This window comes from Sinanaerobacter sp. ZZT-01, assembly GCF_035621135.1.
In the GTDB taxonomy this organism is placed as follows: Bacteria; Bacillota; Clostridia; order Peptostreptococcales; family Anaerovoracaceae; genus IOR16.
This window is the reverse complement of sequence record NZ_CP141728.1, coordinates 2,702,670-2,726,188: the sequence shown is the minus strand read 5'-3', so window position 1 is coordinate 2,726,188 and position 23,519 is coordinate 2,702,670. Positions and strand designations below refer to the sequence as shown.

Annotated in this window: 27 protein-coding genes and 1 pseudogene; 9 read left to right on the top strand and 19 right to left on the bottom strand. The window is 34.9% G+C overall.

From position 1 onward, the window contains the following. Positions 1-162: 162 nt before the first annotated feature. Complete coding sequence (locus tag U5921_RS13225; RefSeq protein ID WP_324823930.1) at positions 163-774, bottom strand: hypothetical protein; 612 nt, start codon at positions 772-774, stop codon at positions 163-165. A 211-nt stretch (positions 775-985) separates the two neighbouring features. Continuing rightward, complete coding sequence (locus U5921_RS13220; protein WP_324823929.1) at positions 986-1,156, bottom strand: hypothetical protein; 171 nt, start codon at positions 1,154-1,156, stop codon at positions 986-988. A 208-nt stretch (positions 1,157-1,364) separates the two neighbouring features. Here U5921_RS13220 and U5921_RS13215 point away from each other — a divergent pair, with 208 nt between their 5' ends. The 5 genes from U5921_RS13215 to U5921_RS13195 are packed head-to-tail and all read left to right on the top strand — an operon-like array spanning position 1,365 to position 5,566. Further along, complete coding sequence (locus U5921_RS13215; RefSeq protein WP_324823928.1) at positions 1,365-2,069, top strand: lantibiotic protection ABC transporter ATP-binding protein; 705 nt, start codon at positions 1,365-1,367, stop codon at positions 2,067-2,069. Continuing rightward, positions 2,062-2,787: a lantibiotic immunity ABC transporter MutE/EpiE family permease subunit gene (locus tag U5921_RS13210; protein WP_324823927.1), complete on the top strand. Its 726-nt coding sequence runs from the start codon at positions 2,062-2,064 to the stop codon at positions 2,785-2,787. The genes U5921_RS13215 and U5921_RS13210 overlap by 8 nt, the downstream gene beginning before the upstream one ends. Next, positions 2,787-3,542 (top strand): lantibiotic immunity ABC transporter MutG family permease subunit, encoded by a 756-nt coding sequence (locus U5921_RS13205; protein ID WP_324823926.1) that lies wholly within the window; start codon positions 2,787-2,789, stop codon positions 3,540-3,542. The genes U5921_RS13210 and U5921_RS13205 overlap by 1 nt, the downstream gene beginning before the upstream one ends. Positions 3,543-3,557: 15 nt before the next feature. Beyond that, on the top strand, positions 3,558-4,217 hold the full coding sequence (locus tag U5921_RS13200) for a response regulator transcription factor (RefSeq protein WP_324823925.1): 660 nt from the start codon (positions 3,558-3,560) through the stop codon (positions 4,215-4,217). Further along, positions 4,208-5,566, top strand: a complete 1,359-nt coding sequence (locus U5921_RS13195) for a HAMP domain-containing sensor histidine kinase (RefSeq protein ID WP_324823924.1) — start codon at positions 4,208-4,210, stop codon at positions 5,564-5,566. Before U5921_RS13200 ends, U5921_RS13195 begins: the two co-directional genes overlap by 10 nt. Positions 5,567-5,654: 88 nt before the next feature. Here U5921_RS13195 and U5921_RS13190 read toward each other — a convergent pair whose 3' ends face one another. The 5 genes from U5921_RS13190 to U5921_RS13170 form a co-directional block, all read right to left on the bottom strand. Next, positions 5,655-6,410: an ABC transporter permease gene (locus tag U5921_RS13190; RefSeq protein WP_324823923.1), complete on the bottom strand. Its 756-nt coding sequence runs from the start codon at positions 6,408-6,410 to the stop codon at positions 5,655-5,657. A gap of 8 nt (positions 6,411-6,418) precedes the next feature. Then, a complete protein-coding gene (locus U5921_RS13185) occupies positions 6,419-7,180 on the bottom strand; it encodes an ABC transporter permease (protein ID WP_417765014.1) in 762 nt (253 codons plus the stop codon). Continuing rightward, on the bottom strand, positions 7,173-8,096 hold the full coding sequence (locus tag U5921_RS13180) for an ABC transporter ATP-binding protein (protein ID WP_324823922.1): 924 nt from the start codon (positions 8,094-8,096) through the stop codon (positions 7,173-7,175). The genes U5921_RS13185 and U5921_RS13180 overlap by 8 nt, the downstream gene beginning before the upstream one ends. Positions 8,097-8,213: 117 nt before the next feature. Beyond that, complete coding sequence (locus tag U5921_RS13175) at positions 8,214-9,170, bottom strand: sensor histidine kinase (RefSeq protein WP_417765013.1); 957 nt, start codon at positions 9,168-9,170, stop codon at positions 8,214-8,216. A 1-nt stretch (position 9,171) separates the two neighbouring features. Beyond that, positions 9,172-9,870 (bottom strand): response regulator transcription factor, encoded by a 699-nt coding sequence (locus U5921_RS13170; protein WP_324823921.1) that lies wholly within the window; start codon positions 9,868-9,870, stop codon positions 9,172-9,174. Between the two features lie 426 nt (positions 9,871-10,296). On the opposite strand from U5921_RS13170, the gene U5921_RS13165 reads away from it, so the two are divergent. Together U5921_RS13165 and U5921_RS13160 are read left to right on the top strand one after the other, a co-directional pair. Then, the gene (locus tag U5921_RS13165; protein ID WP_324823920.1) at positions 10,297-10,779 is read left to right on the top strand and encodes an RNA polymerase sigma factor; all 483 of its coding nucleotides are present in this window, start codon (positions 10,297-10,299) and stop codon (positions 10,777-10,779) included. Beyond that, a complete protein-coding gene (locus U5921_RS13160; protein WP_324823919.1) occupies positions 10,769-11,356 on the top strand; it encodes a hypothetical protein in 588 nt (195 codons plus the stop codon). The genes U5921_RS13165 and U5921_RS13160 overlap by 11 nt, the downstream gene beginning before the upstream one ends. Positions 11,357-11,818: 462 nt before the next feature. Here the strand turns inward: U5921_RS13160 and bla are convergent, their stop codons facing one another. The 4 genes and pseudogenes from bla to U5921_RS13140 form a co-directional block, all read right to left on the bottom strand. Continuing rightward, on the bottom strand, positions 11,819-12,712 hold the full coding sequence (gene bla, locus U5921_RS13155) for a subclass B1 metallo-beta-lactamase (protein ID WP_324823918.1): 894 nt from the start codon (positions 12,710-12,712) through the stop codon (positions 11,819-11,821). Between the two features lie 229 nt (positions 12,713-12,941). Then, a complete protein-coding gene (locus tag U5921_RS13150; protein WP_324823917.1) occupies positions 12,942-14,738 on the bottom strand; it encodes a BlaR1 family beta-lactam sensor/signal transducer in 1,797 nt (598 codons plus the stop codon). Between the two features lie 6 nt (positions 14,739-14,744). Further along, positions 14,745-15,128 (bottom strand): BlaI/MecI/CopY family transcriptional regulator, encoded by a 384-nt coding sequence (locus U5921_RS13145; RefSeq protein ID WP_324823916.1) that lies wholly within the window; start codon positions 15,126-15,128, stop codon positions 14,745-14,747. Positions 15,129-15,249: 121 nt separating this feature from the next. Next, positions 15,250-15,441 (bottom strand): annotated as a pseudogene (locus U5921_RS13140) (PadR family transcriptional regulator); the annotation flags it as partial. Positions 15,442-15,596: 155 nt separating this feature from the next. On the opposite strand from U5921_RS13140, the gene U5921_RS13135 reads away from it, so the two are divergent. Further along, positions 15,597-16,592, top strand: coding sequence for a DUF4003 family protein (locus tag U5921_RS13135; protein WP_324823915.1), 996 nt, complete (start codon positions 15,597-15,599; stop codon positions 16,590-16,592). Between the two features lie 81 nt (positions 16,593-16,673). Here U5921_RS13135 and U5921_RS13130 read toward each other — a convergent pair whose 3' ends face one another. The 8 genes from U5921_RS13130 to U5921_RS13095 form a co-directional block, all read right to left on the bottom strand. After that, on the bottom strand, positions 16,674-17,555 hold the full coding sequence (locus U5921_RS13130) for an AraC family transcriptional regulator (RefSeq protein ID WP_324823914.1): 882 nt from the start codon (positions 17,553-17,555) through the stop codon (positions 16,674-16,676). A 213-nt stretch (positions 17,556-17,768) separates the two neighbouring features. After that, a complete protein-coding gene (gene queF / locus U5921_RS13125) occupies positions 17,769-18,266 on the bottom strand; it encodes a preQ(1) synthase (protein ID WP_324823913.1) in 498 nt (165 codons plus the stop codon). Between the two features lie 46 nt (positions 18,267-18,312). Further along, entirely contained in the window at positions 18,313-18,996 is a 684-nt protein-coding gene (gene queC / locus U5921_RS13120) for a 7-cyano-7-deazaguanine synthase QueC (protein WP_324823912.1), read from the bottom strand. 21 nt (positions 18,997-19,017) lie between these two features. After that, positions 19,018-19,593: a GTP cyclohydrolase I FolE gene (gene folE / locus U5921_RS13115; protein WP_324823911.1), complete on the bottom strand. Its 576-nt coding sequence runs from the start codon at positions 19,591-19,593 to the stop codon at positions 19,018-19,020. A gap of 33 nt (positions 19,594-19,626) precedes the next feature. After that, a complete protein-coding gene (gene queE, locus U5921_RS13110; protein ID WP_324823910.1) occupies positions 19,627-20,295 on the bottom strand; it encodes a putative 7-carboxy-7-deazaguanine synthase QueE in 669 nt (222 codons plus the stop codon). Next, the gene (queD, locus tag U5921_RS13105) at positions 20,282-20,719 is read right to left on the bottom strand and encodes a 6-carboxytetrahydropterin synthase QueD (protein WP_324823909.1); all 438 of its coding nucleotides are present in this window, start codon (positions 20,717-20,719) and stop codon (positions 20,282-20,284) included. Before queD ends, queE begins: the two co-directional genes overlap by 14 nt. 311 nt (positions 20,720-21,030) lie before the next feature. Beyond that, positions 21,031-21,351: a zf-HC2 domain-containing protein gene (locus U5921_RS13100; RefSeq protein ID WP_324823908.1), complete on the bottom strand. Its 321-nt coding sequence runs from the start codon at positions 21,349-21,351 to the stop codon at positions 21,031-21,033. Next, positions 21,348-21,830, bottom strand: coding sequence for an RNA polymerase sigma factor (locus U5921_RS13095; RefSeq protein WP_324823907.1), 483 nt, complete (start codon positions 21,828-21,830; stop codon positions 21,348-21,350). The genes U5921_RS13100 and U5921_RS13095 overlap by 4 nt, the downstream gene beginning before the upstream one ends. A gap of 382 nt (positions 21,831-22,212) precedes the next feature. Between U5921_RS13095 and U5921_RS13090 the strand changes: the two genes are divergently transcribed. After that, the gene (locus tag U5921_RS13090) at positions 22,213-23,511 is read left to right on the top strand and encodes an amidohydrolase family protein (RefSeq protein ID WP_324823906.1); all 1,299 of its coding nucleotides are present in this window, start codon (positions 22,213-22,215) and stop codon (positions 23,509-23,511) included. Positions 23,512-23,519 lie beyond the last annotated feature (8 nt).

Below are 23,519 nucleotides of genomic sequence, written 5' to 3'. Positions count from 1 at the left end.
CTTTTAATTTCCTTTACTTATCTTTATAATTTCATTATTATAACTCAAATTTACTCCAAAATACCAATATACTCTCTAACTTACAAAAAAGACTGCCAATCTTCAGCGTTTCTTTGGAAACATAAATGAATTGGCAGCCTTGTATCTTCTTTATGATCTTTGCTATGCTTTCAGGTCAATAGCTGATTCTGAATCAGATTGGCTTTCAGAAAAAGATACAGGGCAACCGCCTGCTTCCTGACTCTTTTTAGCTGCATTTCCCCATGCCTTATTGTATATTGAACACATCTCAATCCGACGTCCGGTTTCTGCTTTCGTATCAAACATAGTCCACCCATTATTGGAATAGGTTGCAACCATTTCTCCATTGCTATCATAAAATTCAATATAAGGACTGTCTATCCCTGAATCTTGGTATTTCACTTTACCATCCAATAATAATGCTAAGATGTCTAAAGGTTTATCTATATTGATCCTATTTTTATTTATCGCTCTTAAGCCTTGTGTGATAATTCCCTTTCTATCCGGAGATACTTCTGAAACATAACGTTTCAGAAGTTGATTAAACCCCTGTGATTCATTTTGAAACTTTCCTCTCGACTGATCTTTAATCGCTTGCTCAATGATTGCTTTCTTATATTCTGATTCTCTCGTATCTGTTTTCTTCTCTGTATATGCGTTAACATCATTCAAATTCGGTAAGCCTATTTCCGCAGCTTTACCAGACCTGGAAACCCCTCTAAATTGAGTCGCTGTAACTCCATTGATCTCCATTTAATCACCCACATTCTATTGTTCTTTATTAGAGCAGTTTCAATAACCCTTTTATTATACTTAATTAATATATCGGCGGCTGATCTTGTTTCAATAGGTAATTTCCTATTTCTCTGTGTTATCTTGTGAATGAGAACTGCTGTCAAATTTTTATTTATTTCCTCTTAATACCAAAAGGGTTCCATCCGTTCGTCATCCCACCAAAACTAATCTACAGGCCGCTCACCTCTTTTTCTAAGCTCCATCCAACTGCCTCCTTTCTGACTTGTAGGAATTCCTTGTATAATCCTTTTCTTTTTATTAAATCTTCATGTTTCCCAGCCTCTGCAATCTTTCCATCTGCTAATACAACGATTTGATCGGCATTATATAATAAACCCATTATGTTTCATTCCCTTCTAAATAAGCAAGTTCATAAAAATATGAACTAAATGTCTCGCTAATATTTATTAATTAGCCATCGCTAACCTTGATGGCATTCTTTTAAAATTGTGTCAAACACCACTGTAAAGCAAATTTTTAAAATCTTTATACTTTCTTTATAAATGTCTTTTATTCTTAAAGCATCATAAAGAAAAGAGGATATTTATATGGAAAACATATTAACTACAAAAGATTTATGCAAAAACTTCAAAAAACAAAAAGCAAATGATAATATTTCAATTACCGTTAGAAAAAATAGCATTTATGGCTTGCTTGGGCCGAATGGTGCAGGTAAATCTACATTGCTTAAAATGATAACAGGTATGATACAGCCATCATCAGGTGAGATTTATTTTAACGGCAAGCATTGGAAAAGAAAAAATTTATCGAATATTGGTGCTTTAATTGAGTCTCCACCTATTTATGAAAATTTAACAGCATTTGAAAACTTGAAAGTTAGAGCGTTGCTATATAATTTGCCAAATAGCAGAATAAAAGAAGTGCTTGAAATTGTAGAACTTACTAACACAGGTAAGAAAAAATCAGGACAATTTTCAATGGGTATGAAGCAAAGACTGGGTATAGCTATGGCACTTTTAAACAATCCAACGCTGTTAATCCTTGATGAACCAACAAACGGACTTGACCCGATTGGCATACAGGATTTAAGAGAACTTATTTTGTCCTTTCCACAAAAAGGCATAAGCGTTATTTTATCAAGTCATATATTGTCTGAGGTAGAACAAATAGCAGATGATATTGGCATTATAGCGAATGGGAAACTTTGGTATGAGGATTCAATCCATAAAAATGAGGATTTGGAAAGTCTCTTTATGGAAGTTGTAAGAAAGTCAGGTGCTTATAATGGTTAATTATTTAAAATCGGAATTTCTAAAACAAAAGCATCGTTTTAATTTAAAGTTGCTTTGGTTAGGCCCATTGGTTGCAATTGCTCTTGTAATTATTCTAATGGGTGGCCAATTCTTTGTGGAAGGTGCATTTAACTGGTGGTATACCATGATTTTACCGGGTGCTCTTTCAATGATCGTATCCTTTACGGTTTCTGCGGAGAAAAAGCACAATCATCATGGTTTATTTTCTGTTTCTATTGACAAAAAAAAGTTATGGATTTCACAGCTTGTTATGAACACTATCTTGTTACTTTTTACAAATATAATATTTTTTATCGTTCTATCAGCTGTTGGAACGGGCATTGGTGTATCAATCCCCTTCTTAAATAGCTTCATAGCAAGTTTGGTTCTATTTTTAACTTTTGCATGGCAAATACCTTTTTTTATGTTTATTAGTGAAAAGATTGCTTCTTTTTTCTCAATTATGCTAAGTTTGCTTTGTAATATGGGATTTGGTATCTTTTTTGCAGCGACAAGATTGTGGTATGTTCCATTTGCAATTCCAGCAAGGTTAATGGCCCCTATTATTAAAGTTCAACCGAATGGTTTACCGCTTGAAGCAGGAAATCATTTAGGCGACACCTCTGTTGTTTTTACAGGTATTGTAATAACAGTTGCGTTGTATTTACTCTTCTCGGCCATAACTACATTGTGGTTTCATCATAGGGAGGTAAAATAATGTCTTTTTATAGTAGCTTAAAATCTGATTTATATAAATTCCGTCATTCTCCCCTATTGCTGATTCATTTCATTGTACCTGTGATCGGAATTGTTCTGTTTGTATGGTATTATTCCTTTTCACCTTGGAGTGAATTGGATAAACTGTTAGCATATATTCAAATACTATCTGTCACCTTTCCTGTTTTAATTGGAATCATCACTTCAATTTTGGCTGAATCGGAACAAAAGGCAGGAGCTTTCCAAATGCTTTTATCCACTGCAACACCAAAATATGTACCTCATATCACGAAACTGATATGGCTTATTATATTTGGCTTTTGTTCATCTCTGCTTGCGTTAGTTGGTTTTGGGATTGGTTTTAGCCTATTGGGGTTCACAGCTTTTAATATCTTTTTTTATATAAAAACTGCATTGCTCTTATCCATTAGCGTGATCCCTTTATATTTCCTGCATTACATCATGAGCTTTTTTATTGGCGGCAAAGGCTACAGCTTGGGGCTAGGGATTATAGGCAGTCTGCTTTCCGCACTCCTTTTAACAGGATTGGGCGATGGTATTTGGACTTTTCTTCCATGGGGAATCTGCGGAAGATTTTCTGAAATGTTACTTTTATCAAGTTCAAGAAATATTGATTTTTTACAATCTGATGGTATGATACAAAGTATGATATTTATTTTAATTTTCATTTTTCTTTTTCTCATAGCTCTTATTTTCTTATCCAATAAATGGGAAGTCAAAAAATCAGAAGATTAAAAGATAGGAGGTCGTATGGCGAATATTCTTGTTATTGATGATGATACTGCAATTTGTAAATTAATTGAAACCGCACTCACAAGAGATGGACATGTGGTTATAACAAAGAATTCTGCGACGGAAGTTGCAGTAAATGACTTTAAAAAGATTGATTTAATTCTCTTGGATATTATGATGCCGGGGCTTGATGGCATAACCTTTTGTAAGGAATACAGAAGTATGATTGATTGTCCCATTTTATTTTTAACAGCAAAAACAATGGAACAAGATGTTATCGATGGGTTATCTGTGGGCGGCGATGATTATATCAAAAAACCTTTTCACATATCAGAACTCAGAGCCAGAGTCGATGCACATATACGCAGAGAACATCGGGACAGACACCAAAGTTTGATTTTGAATGATTGCGTTTTTGATCTATCAGAAAAAACGGTATCCGTTAAAGACAAGTTGATAAGCTTAACTAAAAGTGAATATGAAATTTGCGAACTATTGGCAAGAAATAAAGGCCAGATTTTTTCGCTTGAAAATATATTGGAGAAAATATTTGGCTTTCATTCTGAAAGTGATATTTCCTCCATCCGTGTACACATAAAAAACATTCGGAGTAAATTTAGTGAAGTCATGGATTGCCCCATTGAAACGGTCTGGGGGGTGGGCTATAAATGGAAATAAAAAAAAGCACCATTTCGATATATAGACTGTTTTTAGAACATTTAATCGGACTTTCCGTTGCCATTATCGCTTTAATCATGGTATTCATCCTCATTGTATCCATTTCTTTTCAATCAGGCATTGTTTTACAAGCCAATTATACCGATGTAAAATTAAGTAAATTAGAAGATACGCTCACTGAGAATTTTGATCGTACTTTATTGCCGCCATATTGCAGTTATATTGTCGTAGACGTTAATGGCGAGATTATTGATAGTGATATGAGCAAAAAAGATTTAGAAAAAATGAAGTCGTATTTGTTAAGCGGAAAAAAATCCTACTATGCTTTTTACAAGGAGATCTCTCAACATAATGGTAATATCCTTATTATTAAATATGATATGCTTGCACATTTCAGTAATCCCCTCCTGCATAAAATGATTCCTTATCCCGAGCTTTTCACATTGATTCTTCTTTTTGGATCGATCATTCTGTTTGCAGTGATTACCGCTTCAAAATTCAGTAAAAAACTAAGAAAAAATTTGAACTCAATTGTGACGGCCACCGAAAAAATAGGCGTTCAAGATTTGAATTTTGATATTACCCCTACTCAAATTCTTGAATTTAATACCGTTTTAAATACCATTGAAAAGTTAAAAGTTGCGTTATCTTCCTCACTCAAAGAACAGTGGGACAAGGAACAGCAAAAGAAATCTCAACTCTCTGCCTTAGCACATGACATTAAAACACCCTTGACTGTGATAAAAGGTAATGCTGAATTATTAGCAGAAAGTGACCCTTCCAAAGAGGATGAAGAGCTTATTGCTTACATTCAATCAAGCTCAGATACCATCGAAAAATATATAGAATTACTGATGAGTGTTGTAAATAACAATTCCATACACATCGATAAAAATGAGATTTCTCTAAAAGATTTCCTTCATAATGTTTTTACTGAGGCAACGGCTCTTTGTAAAATTAAGAATATAGCATTTAACCTAAATAATACTGTAAAATGCCCTACCATATATGTAGACAGGGATCTGTTGAAGCGAGCAATCATCAATATTATTGATAATGCAGTCCGCTACTCCGATAAAAATACTCAAATCTGCTTTACCGTTTCAGAAAATGAATCCTACATTTTATTCAATATAGCTGACTTAGGAAAAGGCTTTTCAGAGGAAAGTTTAAAAAAAGCAACACAAGAATTTTTTACAGAAGATATCTCACGAACAAATCAGCATTATGGTTTAGGGCTGAGTTTTGCAAAAGCGGTTGCACAACTTCACCATGGAACGCTTGAAATAAAAAATCAAATGGATACTAATGGTGCAATTGTATCGTTAAAAATAAAAAATAATATCTAATAAAGCTTAACTTCATTAAAAATCCTCAAAACAGCAATCGTTGCTTCTTTGAGGATTTTCTACATATTTCGTCACCGAGGTCTACTTTTTATACCCGTTTCACTTGTTTTTTATAGGTTCTTTCATTTTCAAGACCTTTCGTACAAAGCAACATAAGAATTGATATCACTGCCATAAGCAGCAATACACCAATTTCCACAGAAAGATTGAAGATCAGAGTACCATCTCCCGTAAATTTAATAATTCCAAGACCAGCAGTTATAGGATAGTAATCAGTTAGAGCTCTGCCCGCTATAAAGATTCCACAGAAACCGTAAACAAATGCCAGACCAGTTCCAGCAAGAAAGCCGTTTTGTTTTCTACTAAAAAATATAATGATAGGCAACACAGCCAGATAGCAACACAGTCCCAATCCAACAAGTTGAAAGAGCGATTTCGTTACAAGAGCCGGATCTATAGCTCCATGACAGATCATCGCACCGAATGCAAATGTACATAAAAAGCTAAAAAAGCCGTACAACACAGCAACAAACCCAACTGTAATCACTTTTGCCGCCAAAAATTTGCGAAATGAAATCGGTACAGTCAACATGTTTTTTAGTGTATGATCCACATACTCACGGTTTATGATATAACCTCCAATCAGAACAATCATAAATGGAAAAGCCATGCTGAAGTTATTCCATATGACGCTGTTTGCATAACTTTCATACTGTATTATTTCATTACCGCTATTTTGCTGAAAAGCTGCTAAAAGTGCTGAAAATAAAACAGCTACAATACCGACCCAAAGAATGCTATAACGCTTCAGCTTTTGAAATTCTGTGATAATTATATTAATCATAGTTCCCCCTAATCTTCCTGCTTTTGAAATACGAATAAAATCAGCAGAACCGATATTGCCGCTATTAAAAATAATATGCCTACACAAACCGGAGTGGAAAGCATATATGGTTTTCTCATTGCAAGATATTCCGCAGGCAGTCCGCTCCAATAGGATGTCCACCAGCGCATAGTGACTGGTGCTGGCAGCATGGTAATGAGCGCATTATTTGGAGCAAAGTTTAGCATGTTAAGGGATATGCCGAAATTTAAGATTGAATAAATAAAGGCAACGATAATGGAAAAAACATAGCTTTTGTTAAAATAGACAATAAGAATAATCACCGGAAGGACTGAAACAAACAGCATCATCCCAAGAATGGCACTTAGCCCTAATTTAAATACAATCCCTTCTACAGCACCCACAACCAGTCCTCCGAGAATTGTAGCTCCTAAACCGGCTATGGAATATAATACGGCAACAATCAAAAGCATAAACAACTTAGCTGCTACAAGCTTATTTTTAGGAACCGGTACGGTCATCAGGTTTTTCAGCATATCACTGTCCCTTTCCATAAAGAACAGGATGCTTGCTACTACACTTACTACACATGGCAAAAGAAGAAAATCTCCAAACGTAACGACCAGCTTAAAAAGCTGTTCAAAATGCAGACTATCCTTTGCTACTAATGCAGTCAGTGGAATAGGAAAGAGGCAGGCTGCTAACATGCAAAATAGAATAAACTTCTGCCGTTTGATCTTGGCAAATTCGCAAATGATTAAATCAAGCAATCCCCTCACCTCCGGTGACACGTTTAAAATAATCCTCCAAAGTATCATTTTGAGTATGCGCTTCTGATATATTGAGACCACTTTCAATCCATTTACGGGTAATAGCGGATACTTCTATTTCCGTATCGTAAAGTCGCAAATTACAATCGTCATCAATATGAAAATTGGATGTATGAAATTCAGTCTCCAAAATTCTGGAAGCCTGAGAAGTGTCCGTAACAATAAAATGAACATACTTGCTGTTCTTCTTCTCTAATTCTTCTAAACTTTCTTCTTCCAATAAAACACCTTGATCAATGATGCCAATATCGTCCGCCAACAGTGCCATTTCAGACAGAATATGGCTGGAAATTAAAATAGTTTTGCCTTGTTCCGTACTAAGCCTCTTTATGAAATCACGAACTTCCACGATACCGATGGGATCAAGTCCGTTAATAGGCTCGTCCAAGATTAAAAGCTCCGGATCATGCAAAATAGCATTTGCGATACCAAGTCGCTGCTTCATGCCAAGGGAATACTGTGAAAATAGTTTTTTATCCTTATAGGGCAAGCCTACCACATCCAATGCGTTTTTAATCGCATTGCTGCCCGGTACTCCTCGGAGTCTCGCCATAATCTTAAGGTTTTCCATACCTGTAAGGTTGGGATAAAAACCCGGCGCCTCAATCAGATTTCCAATTCGAGAAAGAATTTTCTTTTCATTTTTATGCAAATTTTTGCCGAAAATATGCACTTCACCAGCTGTAGGATTTGTCAGCCCCAGCAGCATTTTCATAGTAGTTGTTTTTCCTGCACCATTGCGTCCTAACAGACCATAAATTCTACCTTTCTTCACATGGATGCTTAAATTGGCAACACTCTTTTGTTCACCATACTGCTTTGTCAAATTATTGGTTTCAATTACAAAATCATTCAAGATGTAAACTCCTCCTTTATTTTTATAAATCTGATTTTATCTCCTCAACCTTGTATAAACCTTGCACAAACCTTGAATAAACCTTGCATTTTATGAGAGAAGTAAAAAACCTGCCTTTCAGCAGGTCTCTTCATCAGCCAGTGGAAATTGTACGATAAACTCTGTTTGTTGATATGGTTCGCTTTGGACTGAAATCGAACCGCTCATCTTTTCTACAAGCTGCTGTACAATGGACAGCCCTAGACCACTTCCTTTTTCAGAACGTGCCGTGTCGCATTTATAAAGGCGTTCAAAAACATGCGGTAAATCCTGTTTGGAAATTCCCTTTCCATCGTCTGCAACAATAATCATTACATTAGTAGCAAGGAGCGAAAGTTTGATTTTGAGGTGAGTCGCCCGACTATGAGAGATTACATTCTGGATTAAATTGTTTATAATACGGGCATAGGCATCTGTATCTAGATTGACCTTGATACGCTTTTCTGGAATATCTATGTCAAAATCAAGACAATTGTCCTCAAAGAGTGGAATCCAATTTTTCAATAGATTTCTGGTGAGCTCCGTCACCTCTGTTCTCCGAATGGCAAAGGTTTCTTCATTGGAGTTCAGTTTAAACCATTCAAACAGCACATCTACATAGTCTTTCATATCATGTGCCCTCAGCCGGGCGGTTTCTATATATGCTTCCCGTTCTGCGCCGACTACAATACCTTTCTGTGCTGCATCTAAATATCCAATTAACGTTGTCAACGGAGTGCGCACATCATGGGAGAGGCTCGTCATCAATTGACTGTTGGTTTTCTCTGCTTTTCTCAAGTCAATGATCTGTTTCCGAAATTCATGAACAATATCATTCATTTTATAACAGATTGTAGAAGTCATATTTCTGGGTTTTGCTAATATTTTTCGATTATTGTTGCCTTGTACAATGTCATCCAGTGTTTCCGAAACATCATTTAATTTCAACTTAACATGGTGCATTTTGATAAAGAGAAGCAAGGTGGAAATCACAGCGATAAAGGCAATTACAACTACAACAACAAGCAACGGAAGCTTCACATAGATTCCTTCCATTTTACACCTCCCTGCTAAATCGATAGCCTACGCCCTTCACTGTTTGAATATAAATAGGATTATTCGGGTCAGGCTCTATCTGTTTTCGCAATTTACTAATATATCCCATGATATTGTTATCATCATAGGCATAGGGTTCTTGCCATATTTCTTCATAGATTTGCTGCTTGGTTAAAATTCTACCTTGGTTTTTGGCAAGGTAACAAAGAATGTCAAATTCCTTTGCATGTAGCTCAACCTGCCCATCTTCAATATGAATAACCCGAGTGTCCAAGTCGATTGTAAGATTCTGAAAGGAGAGCCTATGCGGTTCTTCGCAGGCATTGTTATTTAAGGTTGTATATCGGCGAATCAAAGACAAAACGCGAGCAATAAATTCTTCGACATCAAATGGCTTCGTAAGATAGTCATCAGCACCGATACGCAGACCGTTAACTTTGTCGGCACTGGTGGTTTTCGCAGTAAGCATCAACACTGGAACAGCACTCGTTCTTCTTATTTCTTGAAGCACTTGAAACCCATCCATTCCCGGCAGCATGACATCCAAAACAATCAGGTGATAATTATTATGTACTAACCGATTTAGACCATCCGCTCCTGTATGTACAAAATCCGCGATTATATTCTCAGTTTCTACACATTTTTTTAATAATTGACATAACCCTATATCATCATCAATAATCAAAATGTTATTTTGCATACGCTTCCCTCCATCATCTATAAAATCCAATTATAAAAGTTTTAAAACTACTTTATCTTTCTTAGTCTCTTTTATTTCACTAAAAGCATAGATCCTTCCACCAAAATATATCATTATACAGCCAAAAAATTTTCTCTTCACAAACAATGTCTTCTAGTAGCAATATGGGGATACGAATCATTTTACCATCTTCTTCAGTTGAAATAAATAGTTACAAATTTTTGTTTGATTAATCCGAACAAGTCAGATAAAAAGTACAACTTGCTATGGTATACTTTCCTATATTGTTACATGAAAGCACGGATCATTGTGTAGAATCCATGCTTCTTAATCATCACAAGAAATTTTGTGATATATTTTGTAACCTTTTCTTATTCTTATTTGTATTATTAGTGAAAGGCTTTTCAAGGATAAAGGAGTAAGCTCATGAGAAAACCAGTAGAGATACTGATCGAAAGGTACAAGAATAATATATATGCAATTGCATTTAATCTTTGCAAAAATGCTCAAGATGCAGAGGATGTTGTTCAAGATACCTTCATTCAGTACATATCACTAAAAAAAGATTTTGAAACAGAGCAACATATACGCGCATGGCTCATACGGGTAGCGATCAATAAGGCAAAAAATAAGAATACAGCCTTTTTCAGACGAAATACGATGCCTCTGGAAGATTACATGGAAACATTAACTTTCGAATCATCCGAATCATCCGAATTATTTGAGACGGTAATGAATCTGCCGGAAAAGTATCGTCTTGTCATTCATCTGTTTTATTATGAAGACTATTCTGTAAAAGAAATAGCAGATATTCTGAAAATATCTGCAAGTAATGTAAAAGTTCGACTATCGCGCGGAAGAAGTTTACTTAAGAACACATTAAAGGAGGTATGGGAAGATGACGAATAAGGAAAAATATAAACAGGCATTTTCTGCAATTCATATCGCTGACGAATTTTCTTTGGAGGTAAGAAAAATGACTCATATAAATAGAAAGAAAAAATTCATTCAAATGGTTGCAGGTATAGCCTGTGTGCTTTTAGTGGGAGGTTCAACGGTTGCGTATGCTACTGATTTGGGCGGAATTCAGCGCACTGTTCAGCTTTGGATACATGGAGACCAAACAGAAGTAACCATTGATTTTACTGGCAACGGAAGATATGACATGGAATATTCTGACAGTGACGGAAATGCGAGTCACCAAAGTGGCGGAGGCGTTGCTTTTAATCCCGATGGAAGCGAAAGGCCCTTAACAGAAGATGAAATCATGGACTACCTTGACGATCCAGATGTAAGATACGAAGATGACGGTTCGGTTTGGATCTACTATTTTGATCAGAAAATTGATATCACAAATAAATTTAATGACAATGTATGCTATGTGCAAATTTCAAATGGAGACGAAACCTTGTATATGACAATAAAGTATAAAAATGGCTGGTCTTCCAGTCCTAATAAATACCCAACTCCTTCTTCGTTTAACTGATCACACACCAAACACAGAATAAAACTGAGTTTATGAAAGGTTCTCTGATTAGAGGAATAATCGTACCTTAGTAAATCTAAATTAACTCTGCAAAAGCTGATGTCGATTACTGTGAAAAAGAGGGCAACCCTTGCTATTAAGCGCGGATTGCCCTCTTTCTTTTTCATGTAATTATTCATGTATCGTCGAGAGCACCCTTGCAAAAGGACGTTGAGTGGATTGGATAGACTACAATGTGCGCTGCAAAGTTTGCTCTTGTTATTGCCTTGTTCGGCTCAAAAGGCTCTACATTATAGATTACAATTTTTTATGCTATATCGTTGAGTGCATCCCTCGCCCAGTGATTCTCGACAAATTTCACTGTGATCGAATTCCAGGCAACTGAGTAGTTTGAATTTATTAAAGAATTCTTCGATTCCGTTAGTTGTCATAGCGATAACTTTATATCATATTTCCGTAATTCTAAATACCTCCACCTAATTCTATCGTATGTACTAATAAGTCACTATTTCCACATTTTCCATGACCAGGAACAATAATATCTGCTTTATCTTTATATCGCTCCAGCACCCTGTTTACTGATTTTGGCCATTCTTCAAGATCTGCATCAGCTGTATTGCCTAAATCAGTAGATTCTAAGCTTTTAACCATACATCCTCCAAAAAGAATACGTTTTTTTGGAAAATACACGACTAAGTTATCTGACGAATGACTAGCGCCAGGGAAGTAAATTTCTATTTCTTTACTATATACCGCTAATTGCTCTATATCTACCTGCATATCATCCTGTTGTAAATTAAACTTTTCCGTTGGACCCACATAAGGAATGTGTTGATAAGCCTCATAAAAACGCTTTGATTCTGGCTTATTTAACCACTCCAACATAAGTTCTCTTGATGCTTCACCCGCTTCAGATATTAATTCAGTAGTTAAAGACGAACCGTATATAGGTATGTTTTTTTCAACCAAAGCCTGATTCCCTCCAAGATTATCAAAATGAAATCCTGTATTGATTGCTATTATTTTTTGATTTTCAAAATGAGTATTCACCCAATTTAACAAATCTCTTGTAGCCTCTGGTGTATATGGTGTATCTACCAAAATGATATCAGAATTGTCCATTTCTACCACCATAGAATTAGCTGCCCATGGGAATACATGGTTTACGACATATGCCCCTTCAGCAATTTTTTCAATGTATAAATCTTCCCCAATACTTTCTATTGCTGTTTCATCCTGGTTTATACTATCCATATTCTTTTTCTCTTGAGATGCATTTGTTGTACTTTCCGAACATCCTAACAAACCGACTGTCATAGATAGTGCTACTATACAAATTAATACTTTTATTTTCATCATTAACCTCCATTCAATTTATCTTTAAAAATATGTACTATTATTTTTACCTCCTTTTCGCAGACCGAATTACATATGTAGTCCACTCTATGAGAGTACACCTGTAATTCGGTTTTGTCAACCATTTTTTGTAATAAAAAAGGCTAACAGCGAGGGTGCTTAAAAATCACCCTTCCTATTAGCTCATCTTTATATTTTTTGTAAATTTTCTCTTTTATTTATGAATTTATTAATCATAAATTTTTTTATCTTGAAGAATTGATAAAGTTATTTCTCTTGCATTCTTCCCATCTGCATTATCTTGGCCTCTAATATTGGTTGCAAAAATATATACTTGCCCATCTTTTTCCAAATATCCAACAAACCACCCATTTATACTTTTATTATCAATAATGCCTGTGCCCGTTTTTCCTGATAATACAATGTTATCTTGCTCTAAAACTTTCATAATTGATTTTACTGTATCTACGTTACTATCCGTAAATGGTAAATCATATATGTACAGCTTTTTTAATAGCTCCACTTGCTCAATAGGAGATATTTTTAAAGTAGATTCATTCCAAAAATCTTTCTTTCCAGAAATATTTTGATTTCCATACTCCAATTGTGATATATACTTTTCTAATTCTTTAGTTTTTAATTTTAATAAAAGTGTTTCAAAATACCAATCTACAGAATAGGTAAAAGCAGAATCTAAGGATTGATCTTGGTTCCATTGTTCATATGGATAGATCGTACCATCCCATGACATTTTTGTATTTTCGTCCTGTAATATGCCTGCTTCAAGACCTATTAATGAACAAACAATTTTAAAAGTTGAGCAAGGGGACACTCTTTCTTTGCTAAGCATTTCATTGTATATATGATATTGCTCTTTGTTTAAATCAAGTAGTACAAAACTTCCTGTATATTCTTGAAAGTAATCACTTAAGTCTTCATATATTGTATTCTCTGGTATATTAAAAGGCTTCATGTCAGAAGAACTTTCGCCCATTACTTCTGAAGTGTTAAGACCTATAAAGCCCATCACTGCAATAAGAATAATGCTTATTAATTTTTTAGGCAATGACTCTCTTTTGAACTTCGAAATCATATTGATTCGTTCTTTTATACCCCGATTTTTATTCACCACATTTGCCATAGTAAAGCTGTACATAGAAGATCTTGCAATTTTTAAAAGCTTAATAAGCGTCGCACCATAATCATAATGTTCCTCATTATCTATTTTGTTAAGTACGTAAAAATCACATGCCAATTCTTGGTCTTCATGCATACGATAGAACCCATACCATATGATTGGATTAAACCAGTGAAGCACTTGTAAAAAGCTAGATACTACGTTAAAAAATATATCTTTTCTTTTATAATGTGCCATTTCATGCAGCATCACATATCTTATTTCTTTTTCACTGAGGATTGACTTTATATTTGTTGGTAATAAAATCATAGGTTTAAACAACCCATATAGCGCAGGACTTTGTATGTTTTCTGATTCAACTATTCGAAAACTTTTTTTAATTTTCATTTCATCTTTACAGGTTTCTAAAATGCTCCAAAGTTCTTTATCTTCAAGAGGTTTGCTTGCTTTAACCATTTTCCCTATTTTTATATTGTAAATAAAAGCCCGGCTCAACACACATAGCACTACAATTAACCAAATACAAAATAAAATTTGTAATAATGTAATCGTATGATTTCCATTTATAGATAAAGCATACTCATCTGGAAAAGACCATGTATTCATTCCATTTTGATTTTCACCAGATAATTCATTAAACTTGGAGTTGACATCTATGCCGTGGTCAATACTCAATTTGGATACTATAAAATCAAATAAATTATAAGGTGTTGTAAAAAGGTTTGGTATGATAAGTTTTATTATAAGCAAAAACCACATGGCATAATACCATCTGGCACTTATTTTATCCTTAAAAATTGCTTTTACTACCAAAATAATACCTATTAACACACTCGCCATTAAGGATGTAAACAGAAATCTTGAAAAAAGCATTATTATCTCAACCACCGCTTATCATCCCTTCTTTTTTTTCTTCTCAAGTATATGTTTGAGTTCTTCAATCTCTTCTTCTGTTAATTCTTGCTCTTTTAAAAAATTAGTCATTAATACATTAAATCTTCCACCGCAAGCACGTTCTAAAAAAGATCGAGTTTCTTCTTTTATGCACTCTTCCTCATTTAATAATGGATAATAAAGATAGGAATTTCCCGATTCAATATAGCCAATAGCTTTTTTCTTGACTAATCTACCAAGTAAAGTTCTAATGGTTTTAGGATTCCATGCGACAACCTCTTTTAACCGATCAATAACATGATTAGAGGTGACTGGCACATCCTCAGCCCATAGAATTTTCATAACTTGCCATTCAGCATCCGATATATTGGGTAGCTTTTTCATAATATACTCCTTTGGATTACTATTGTAATTTCAAAATTATCATATATCTTAAATCGTTATCTGTCAATAATAGTCCAATAAAAAATTAGCCTGATTAATTGTTTGAGTATGTGAAATCTCCATTTAAAAAAATGCTAATTGGTTGAGAAGAAATTCCTAGCATTAATTTTTCAAATTCTATTTCCCCATCACCTGTTAAAGAATAAACAGCCTTCTCGGCCATTTTTCCTTCTTTCACGATGTTGCTTTTAATGTATCCTTTTTCCTCCAGCTGAAGTACTTTTTTATATATTGATGGTGTACTAATTTTCAATCCCTATATAAAAGTGACAATTCCATAATTTAAATTTGGTTTATAGATTAGTTATGTTATAATTTATAAATTACCACACAAATTAACTGAGTCCTAATTTAACTTGAATTTATCATTTTGACATACAATTCCGAACAACAAAAGGGAGTATAACAATGAGAAATACTTTATCTGCATTATGCGATAACTTCATCGAAAACAGAGATATAATCAAGGCGACATTTGGTTGGGAAAGTACATATCTTTACCCTGTCTGTGCTGCTCTTTTTACAGATAACCAACTAAAATCAGATGCGAATAAAATGAAATATTGTAAAGATCTCTTGAAACGTCAGGTAGGATTGTTCTCTAATTTCAAAGGAACCGGAAAACTGGTTATGATTACCATGCTAGCTATAGATCGCGAGCCAGAGCAAAAACTGAAAAATGCATTAGAAGTCTATTCTGCATTGAAGAAATATTTCTTTACCTCGCAATATTTACCTTTAGTTTCCATGATTATTACCAATTTAGCAAAACCCGAGCACTATGTCGCTATTGCAGAGCGCACAAGGCACATCTACGAATTGATGAAAAAAGATCATCCTTTTCTGACTTCCGCTGAAGACAGTGTTTTTGCCGCATTACTTGCAATTTCCGATTTGACGGACGAGCAGATCGTTAAAGAAACTAAGCGTTGTTATGATTTTTTAAAACCCGAATTTTTCTCCGGTAATGCAGTGCAATCCTTAAGTCATGTACTGACACTCTGTGATGGTACCGCTGAAGATAAGTGTCGAAGGGCTTTGACACTATTCAACGATTTAAAGAAAAAGGGATATCGATACGGCACAAACTATGAACTTGCAACACTTGGTGTTCTTGCTATGATTCCTGCAGATCGTGCCGCTGTTATAAATGACATCATAGAGGTGGACAATTTTCTTTCTGCACAAAAAGGATATAGATTATTCGGCATTAATAGAAAACAACGTTTGATGCATGCCGGTATGTTAGTTACAAGTGATTATATCGATCAATCTAACAATTTAACGACTTCTTCTGCCGTAAGTGCTGCTATGTCATTGATCGCAGCCCAGCAAGCAGCCATGTGCGCTGTTATTGCATCATCAAGTGTTGCTGCATCAAGTGCAAGTTCAGGCGGAAATTGAATGATAAAAATTGCATTCATCTGCAATAATTGATCTGATAAGTCAGATAGCAGCCTGCTACGGTTGTGTTTACAGCAGTAATCATTCTTCCTCAAACGATGGATTTAAAATATGATCTGGAAAAACATCCTCAGAAACAAATTCAGTTGTAGGTATACTATGGTCAACTTCCTGAAAATCAGCATTATCAAACCATACCTGCCCTTTCCCGATCAGTAATACACCTATATTAATAATAGCTCCATTTTCTGGTATATCCAATACACAGGAATAATAGTTCCATTCCGTTGTTCCTGTAATTGGTCTGCTTTGCATATTATCAAGTTTCAACATAACACTCAAATCATTATCTATTCTCATCCATAATCCACACCAGCCCTCCACATCCTGAGTTTTTGCAAAGCCCGAAAAGCGCATCCTCTTCCCAACAAAAGTTTTAGCACTAATTTGTTGCATGATAGTACCAAATTCTCCGGTTGAAAATTCGTCTTCGATCGAGCGGATCGTCGCTGACTTTGAACCCATATGATATATACTATGGTCAATACTGACCTCGTACTTCTCCGGAGCAGTTCCTGTAATAATCCAGTCCTTTATTTTATCTTGCTTATTCATGTTTATTCCTCCAATCATTAAATTCTTAATGGCAGATCTGTATCTGCCTGGCGGTAATTGATATACACTTTTAAAAGCTCTCGTAAACGCTTCTTGCGATTCAAAGTGATAAATCAAGGCAATATCTAATATCGACATATTTGTATTTAGCAGAACGGAAGCAGCGCTGGCAAGCCTTCGTTTTCTAATATAATCATATAATGAAATCCCGACTTCCCTTTGAAAAATCCTATGAAAATAGAACTTTGAAAATCCTACTACCTTAGAAACTTCATCTAAAGTGATTTCTTCACATAAATTCATTTCAATGTAATCTAATGCTATTTGAATTTCTTGAATATGTGTCACCAATTTCACCTCCTTGCAATAATTATAACATGCGCTTTGATTTAATTTTTGATGGTTCTTGCCTTCTTCTATCGTATTACATATATTTGTTCCCATTATAAAAGGCCAAAAACCATCTCTTTTCGTCCGGTTTTTGACCCCATAATTCAACCTGATCACATATCCTGTAACTGTATAATTATAATTTCAGCATATTTTTTGTATACCGATTTCTTACCTATTATCCACCTTTTCAGGATAAAGGTCATGATTTGCCAAGCGATTAAATGCAATCTCTTCCCATCTCGTATTCGCTTGACCATAATTACAATAAGGATCAATGGAAATCCCTCCACGAGGAGTGAATTTCCCCCACACTTCAATATATTTGGGATCCATTAATGCAATTAAATCTTTCATAATAATATTAATACAATCCTCATGAAAATCTCCATGATTTCGAAAACTAAATAAATAAAGCTTTAATGATTTACTTTCTACCATTTTTATATTAGGCACATATGAAACCGTAATCGTTGCAAAATCAGGCTGCCCAGTAATAGGACATAGGCTCGTAAACTCAGGGCAGTTAAATTTTACAAAATAGTCATTTCCCTTGTGCTTATTCTCAAAAGTTTCTAATACAGACGGATTATAATCCATTTCATATTTTGTTCCTTGGTTTCCCAAAAGAGAAATTCCATTTGTTTCTTCTGTAGTTCTTCCTATCATACACACGTTCCTCTCATTATTTCTTTCTACTCCTTTATTTTCAATATCAAACATTCATCGCAGGGTCACTTACCCCATTTTTCTCAAACGCAATAGCTCTGTCTATACAAGTACCACATTTGCCGCATGGCTTCTCAGCCCCTTCATAGCAGCTCCAGGTTAACTCATACGGAACATTTAGTTCCAAACCTTTTTCTACAATCTTTGCCTTATTCAATGAAACAAAGGGAGCCTCTATTTTCAACTGTTTTCCACTACCTATATAGATTGCTTGATTCATTGCTTCATTAAAGGCTTTGCTGCAATCTGGATAAGCGTTTCCTGCTGCATCATCGCTATGTGCACCATAAAATATCCTGCTGCAATCTTTTGATAGGGCAATACTTGCAGCGGAAGACAAAAACAGACCATTTCGAAACGGTACGTAAGTTGATACCGGTTTTTCTCCTTGTTCCTCCATTTGATTCACATAGGATTCTTTAGGAATTTCCTGCTCCGAATGTGTTAAAAGAGAGCAATCGCTATACTCAAATATTTTTGCTAAATCTAAATATATAAATTCCACTTGATAATATGCCGCAATTTTTTTTGCAGCTTCCATCTCTTTTACATGTTTTTGTCCATAGGAAATCGATAGCGTAACCACATTTTCTTTTCCAAATCGATGAATGGCCAATCCAAGGCATGTTGCACTGTCAACCCCACCACTTAGTAATACTAATACTTTCATATTTATTCTCCTATATCTAAATTATTTTAAACGCATTTGCAGTGCTGCATCTGTCTGGAACCGACCACGCAACGTGGAAGTGCGGGTTTTAGCTGAAGTTTTTCTAATTCCTCTACAGCTCATGCAGCTATGGCAAGCATCAATCTGCACTGCAACATCTTGGGATTTTGTAACTTCCTGTATAATTTCAGCAATATCCGAACCAATTCGTTCCTGAAGCTGTAATCGTTTTGACACCATATCAGCAATTCTTGCTATTTTACTAAGGCCAATCACTTTATTGTTTGGTACGTAAGCCACTGTAACCTTCATATCATACATCAATGCCAAATGATGTTCACAATAACTAAACACGTCAATGTCTTTGACAATAATTAAATCATCTGTGCTTTGTCCTATTTCCAAATCTGCTGCAAATGTTTTATCAAACATTCTTGCAATTTCGTCATTACTATAATTCATCCCTTCAAAAACTTCTTCGAACATATGCGCAACCCGTGAAGGTGTATCTTTTAGCCCTTCACGTTCCGGATTATCGCCAAGTGCCGCAAGAATACCTTTAATATGCTTCTTGATCGCTTCTGTATCTATCGCCATCTTCTACCTCACCTTACTTTCATTCTTAATCGATTAAACGCCTCGTCTATTAGGGTCCCATATGACTTTGTGCATTTGCAATTGTAATGTAATTCCATTCATCGTGTTTTTTATCATATACTCTACCACTTCATCCAATCCGATTTTCCCAAATACGGTACTGATGTAAACATGGCATTTTGAAATCAGCTGATTTTTTGTGATGATTTCCCTTGCACAATCTAAGTCCTCAATGTCACCTACTACAAATTTCACCGTGTCTTTTTTCGTAAGTAACCAGAAATTTGAATTTAACATTTTAGACTCCATGAAACTTCCAGGTAGCTTATAGTCCATAGTAAATGTAGGCGGATTGCTTATTTTCATAAAAATTGATAAATCTATGCTTCCATTTGTTTCTATTTCCACATGTAACTCACTATCTCCGGCAAGTACTTGAATTAACTGTATCATTTCAGGGTTTAATAAGGGCTCTCCTCCAGTTAAGGTTACATTTTTTATTCCCGTTTCTTTAATATAATGATATATTTGTGCCTCAGTCATAATGCTAAAGGAAGTATTTTCGTTATTTGCCCAAGCAGTATCACAGTAGGAACAGTCTAGATTACATCCATAAAATCGAATAAAAACAGCTAATTGTCCCGCAAAACTCCCTTCACCATTTATGCTGATGAATTTTTCTACTACCTTATATTGTGACATCCAAATCCCCCTCATAGATAGCAGCGTTATTAGGTGTTTCATAGACTGCAACTGATTTCAATCGATATCCTTTTTCTTCCATTTTATCGTAAAAATATTTTGAAAGTCTCTCCGCGGTTGGACGAAAAGCAAACTCGATGATACGAAACCCTTCTTCTCTTAATGCCGTAAAGGTAGCCGGTTTCAATGAATTTTTCTCTATAAGCAACGCATGATCCAGAAAATCCACTTCTTCTTTTATATCTTTTTTCAGTTGTCCAAAGTCTACAACCATTCCATCTAATTGCTTCTCTGTTTGCAAAGTTAAACTCTTTATTTCAACAACAACACGCCATCTATGACCATGTATATTCCTGCACTTCCCTTCATAATTAGCCAAAAAGTGTGCAGAATCAAAGCTGTGTTCAGATTTTAAATAGTACATACTTCAGTTATATCCTTTCATGAATAAATAAAATTTTTTGAAATAAAAAAATAGGCATAAAACTATGCCTATTTTTATATTAGTTTGCAAGATTAATAAAGTGACTCGTCACTTTTAATCATTTTTAATAATATTAAAATGAGCCCTAGTTTTGTTTAGAGACAGGATGGTACAAATGAACTGTCTTTATTACTCTTGAGAGTATAGCACTTTTATGTTTATTCTGTCAAGCAATCCTACTACTCTTACCCGGAACAAAACAAGACAAAATATCCATTCATTTTCTGTTATAGGGCACATTCGCATTCTATTTATACAATTCTTATATCCGCAAAGCAGAAGAGTATAAGAAGAGCAGAAGTAACAATCAAAAGTGTAAGTAGTGCACCTTTTAGCAAAGATTTCAACATTCCCTTTTTCCATTTCCTAGACAGCTTTTTTACTTCTTCTGCTTCTGAGAGATTTTGTCCCATACTTGTAACAGTCAAAACTTCGTCCATTGTATCTAATTCTGCCTTGCAATTATCACATTCTGCCAAATGTTCTTCTATCATTGCTTTGCTTTCATTACTGCAAACCCCGTCGTGATACAACGGCAGTAAATCTTTTATTATTTCACATGATATCTTCATTCTATTTCCTCCTGTAATTGTTTTTTCGCTCTGTAAAAAATCAGTCTTGCCCAACTATCGGTTTTTCCAAATAACTCACCAATCTGTAAATACGGTAGTTCTCCAAACACTCGCAATGTAAAAACTTCTTTATAAGGCTCACTCAAATTATGAAGCAAAATATGCAGTCGTTTTGCTTCCTCCTTATTCAAGTAAGCCGTTTCGAAATCTATCTTTGTATCTTGATATTGCTCATCAATCTCCGGAATAATTTTTTTTTGCTTTTTCAAAAATGTAAAATAAGTATTTTTAGCAATCTGACAAAGCCAAACATACAATGTGCTGCTTCCGTTGAATTTGTTTATATACCGCATAGCTTTAAAGAAAGTTTCCTGTGTCATTTCTTCTGCGACGGCTTCATTTCGGCATAAATATAGTAGATATTTTTTTACATCAGAAAAGTACTTTATATATATCTCCTCAAAATCCGGTACGCCCACTCTATCACCTCCTACTCATAAGACTAAGCTAGTGTCAAATCGTTTCAAAGTTTTTTTACGTTCATTCTCTTGTAACAAGAATTTGCTTCAAAACTAAAACATATCACGGTCAATCCCACTCTTCACATAAGGTTTTTAATACAATATTTGCTTTATTGTGGAATAAGCAGGTTTTTCTCTCTTTACTCATGATTTTATTATAACTTATTCTTAAAAATTTGTGTCAACCTTATGTGTGCTTCCAATAGTCATACAAATTGTAAATATATCTTGACAGAGTGAGTCATTTGGATTAAAATCAAACCAATCAAACTCAATTGATATTATTGGTTTGATTTTATGGTTAAATAAAAATAACTTTAACAGAAAAGGAGTGGTGAAAATGAATGATTACGTAATTAAATGTGGAACACTAATTGATGGGACTGGGCGACCACCAATTAAAAATGTAAAAATTCTAGTTAGAAATCAAAGAATCGTAAGGATAGAACAAAAAAACGGGACAGATTTAGAGAACTGTCCTCATATTGTTGATGCTTCTGAAAAAACAGTATTACCTGGATTAATCGATTCTCATAAGCATGTTTATAATTGTGGTGGTTCAAATGTTGGAGTGGGTTTAGATACTTCCCAAGTAAAAGAGAATATACATCAAATGTATATGGGAGGAGTAACCTCGGTACTTGACTTGGGTTCTCCATATGATATAAAATCAATAACTGAGTTACCTCAAAAAAAACCAAAAATATTTTACGCAATTTCCATTCTTACTTGTCCCAATGGTTATCCTGGTGAATACATGGATCGTAAATTTTACGAACTGGGTTCAGCAGTAGAGTGTGAAACGGAACAGGATATTAAAACAGCGGTTAAAAAGTTGTATGAAATGGGCGTATCTGTTATAAAAACTGCTGTTGTAACAAGAACCTTTGATGGAAAACCTCAGGTTTGTTGGACAGATAAACAATTGCAGACGCTTACAGATGAAGCACATAGCTATGGACTTCAAGTGTGTGCTCATATAACTTATAAAGATGACTATGCACAAGCGGCACGTTGCGGAATTGATAGTATTCACCACGCCGCATTTGATGGTAAAATGTATGACGAAGACCTCGATGAAATGATTCGCAAAGGGATTATTTTCGTTCCAACGCTGAGCTTAGTTGATTTGATGGTGACGGGGCTTAAAGAGAAGTGGATTGATAATCGAGATTATAATCCACCCGTAAATAAAGTGATTAAAGAAAACATGAAAATTTTTACAAATGCATTTCACAATGGCTCTGATGATAAGCCAGTTGGTGACTTATTTATAAAAGTTGCAAAATCGGAACTTTGCAGCATTCCAAAGATTCAACTTGAAAATGTGAAAGAGTATATAAAACGGGGCGGAACAGTTGCAATGGGTACGGATTCTTCTCTTGGATTCTCACTTCATACAACCCCTGTAAGAGAAATCGAATTACTTGCAGCCGCTGGTTTATCCAATATTGAAGCAATAAAAGCATCTACACTAACAGCAGCCTCTGTTTTCGGGAAAGATCATGAAATCGGCTCAATTGAAACAGGTAAATTGGCTGATATTTTAGTTGTTAACGGGGATGTTGCCAATGAATTATCAGCTCTTGCAAATACTGAAATGGTGTTTATTAACGGAGAAAAAGTATATCAAAAGTAATCTTTAAA

Bases quoted from the DNA above. Each gene is read 5' to 3' on its own strand.
- U5921_RS13225 (WP_324823930.1), bottom strand. From the start codon at position 774: ATGGAGATCAATGGAGTTACAGCGACTCAATTTAGAGGGGTTTCCAGG.
- U5921_RS13220 (WP_324823929.1), bottom strand. From the start codon at position 1,156: ATGGGTTTATTATATAATGCCGATCAAATCGTTGTATTAGCAGATGGA.
- U5921_RS13215 (WP_324823928.1), top strand. From the start codon at position 1,365: ATGGAAAACATATTAACTACAAAAGATTTATGCAAAAACTTCAAAAAA.
- U5921_RS13210 (WP_324823927.1), top strand. From the start codon at position 2,062: ATGGTTAATTATTTAAAATCGGAATTTCTAAAACAAAAGCATCGTTTT.
- U5921_RS13205 (WP_324823926.1), top strand. From the start codon at position 2,787: ATGTCTTTTTATAGTAGCTTAAAATCTGATTTATATAAATTCCGTCAT.
- U5921_RS13200 (WP_324823925.1), top strand. From the start codon at position 3,558: ATGGCGAATATTCTTGTTATTGATGATGATACTGCAATTTGTAAATTA.
- U5921_RS13195 (WP_324823924.1), top strand. From the start codon at position 4,208: ATGGAAATAAAAAAAAGCACCATTTCGATATATAGACTGTTTTTAGAA.
- U5921_RS13190 (WP_324823923.1), bottom strand. From the start codon at position 6,410: ATGATTAATATAATTATCACAGAATTTCAAAAGCTGAAGCGTTATAGC.
- U5921_RS13175 (WP_417765013.1), bottom strand. From the start codon at position 9,170: ATGGAAGGAATCTATGTGAAGCTTCCGTTGCTTGTTGTTGTAGTTGTA.
- U5921_RS13170 (WP_324823921.1), bottom strand. From the start codon at position 9,870: ATGCAAAATAACATTTTGATTATTGATGATGATATAGGGTTATGTCAA.
- U5921_RS13165 (WP_324823920.1), top strand. From the start codon at position 10,297: ATGAGAAAACCAGTAGAGATACTGATCGAAAGGTACAAGAATAATATA.
- U5921_RS13160 (WP_324823919.1), top strand. From the start codon at position 10,769: ATGACGAATAAGGAAAAATATAAACAGGCATTTTCTGCAATTCATATC.
- bla (WP_324823918.1), bottom strand. From the start codon at position 12,712: ATGAAAATAAAAGTATTAATTTGTATAGTAGCACTATCTATGACAGTC.
- U5921_RS13145 (WP_324823916.1), bottom strand. From the start codon at position 15,128: ATGAAAAAGCTACCCAATATATCGGATGCTGAATGGCAAGTTATGAAA.
- U5921_RS13135 (WP_324823915.1), top strand. From the start codon at position 15,597: ATGAGAAATACTTTATCTGCATTATGCGATAACTTCATCGAAAACAGA.
- queF (WP_324823913.1), bottom strand. From the start codon at position 18,266: ATGATAGGAAGAACTACAGAAGAAACAAATGGAATTTCTCTTTTGGGA.
- queC (WP_324823912.1), bottom strand. From the start codon at position 18,996: ATGAAAGTATTAGTATTACTAAGTGGTGGGGTTGACAGTGCAACATGC.
- folE (WP_324823911.1), bottom strand. From the start codon at position 19,593: ATGGCGATAGATACAGAAGCGATCAAGAAGCATATTAAAGGTATTCTT.
- queE (WP_324823910.1), bottom strand. From the start codon at position 20,295: ATGTCACAATATAAGGTAGTAGAAAAATTCATCAGCATAAATGGTGAA.
- queD (WP_324823909.1), bottom strand. From the start codon at position 20,719: ATGTACTATTTAAAATCTGAACACAGCTTTGATTCTGCACACTTTTTG.
- U5921_RS13100 (WP_324823908.1), bottom strand. From the start codon at position 21,351: ATGAAGATATCATGTGAAATAATAAAAGATTTACTGCCGTTGTATCAC.
- U5921_RS13090 (WP_324823906.1), top strand. From the start codon at position 22,213: ATGAATGATTACGTAATTAAATGTGGAACACTAATTGATGGGACTGGG.